Below are 252 nucleotides of genomic sequence, written 5' to 3' on the forward strand. Positions count from 1 at the left end.
CGGGCCGGCGAACCCCGGCAACGGCACGATGGTCGCGCTCGGCATGGCAAGCCGGGCGCAGGTCGATGTGGTATATGCCCGGGCGCTGGAACTGGGCGCGACCGAGGACGGTGCGCCGGGGTCGCGCGGGCCGGACACGATGGATTTCTACGGCGCGTATGTTCGCGACCCGGATGGCAACAAGCTGTGTTTCTACCGGATGGGGTGAGGCTCACCAGCCTCGTGGCAACTGGACCCCGGCCTTCGCCGGGG

At 69.8% G+C, this 252-nt stretch carries 1 protein-coding gene; it reads left to right on the forward strand.

The annotated features are described in order from the left end of the window. Positions 1–208, forward strand: a 208-nt coding sequence (locus AC0IYH_RS32895; RefSeq protein ID WP_471838571.1) for a VOC family protein, incomplete at its 5' end; no start/stop codon positions are given. Positions 209–252: the final 44 nt, after the last annotated feature.

This window comes from Pseudomonas sp. AC463 (assembly GCF_979253585.1).